The organism is Acidovorax sp. GW458-11-26-14-TSB4 (assembly GCF_059423865.1).
This window is the reverse complement of sequence record NZ_JBWKYR010000055.1, coordinates 1-594: the sequence shown is the minus strand read 5'-3', so window position 1 is coordinate 594 and position 594 is coordinate 1. Positions and strand designations below refer to the sequence as shown.

1 protein-coding gene is annotated in these 594 nt (G+C 63.8%); it reads right to left on the bottom strand.

All coding sequences use genetic code 11. The features are described from left to right. The coding region (locus AC07X5_RS32630) for an IS1595 family transposase (protein ID WP_494773552.1) at positions 1 to 594 on the bottom strand (594 nt) is incomplete at both ends.

Here is a 594-nt window from a genome sequence, read left to right as displayed (position 1 = left end):
GCCGAGCCATCTGTGCGCACCTGCGCTCCAGGCTCTATCACCTCCTGCACGAAGGGAATGACGCAGGCGGCCCAATCGCGCTCAATGCGGCGCAGCCGAATGCGCCCAAATCCCTTGGGCTGAATGATCTCGACGGCCATGGCCACCAGCACCTTGGTGGTACTGCTTTTGCGTCCGGTGGCGGTTATTGGATCTTTGCGGTCGGTGATCGCCAGGTACGTCTCATCGACCTCGACAAGGCCCTTGAGCCGGTCTCTGCCTGGGCGAACCATGGCGCGTCGAAACCGGTGCAGCATGGTCCAGGCGGTCTGGTAGCTGCCCAGACCCAGAACGCGTTGCAGCCCCAGAGCGCTCACGCCCTGCTTTTGGTTGGTCAGGTACCACGCGGCAGCAAGCCACACCCGCAGTGGCGTGCGCGTCTTGTCGAAAATGGTCCCCGAGGTCACCGAGCCTTGGTACTGGCATGCCCTGCACACCAGGCGGGTGCGACTGGCCCGGTACACATCACCTGCATGGGTGCAGCGCGGACAGACAAAACCATCGGGCCAGCGCAGCCGCTCAAGGAAGGCCAAACACGCCTCCTCGGTGGCAAAC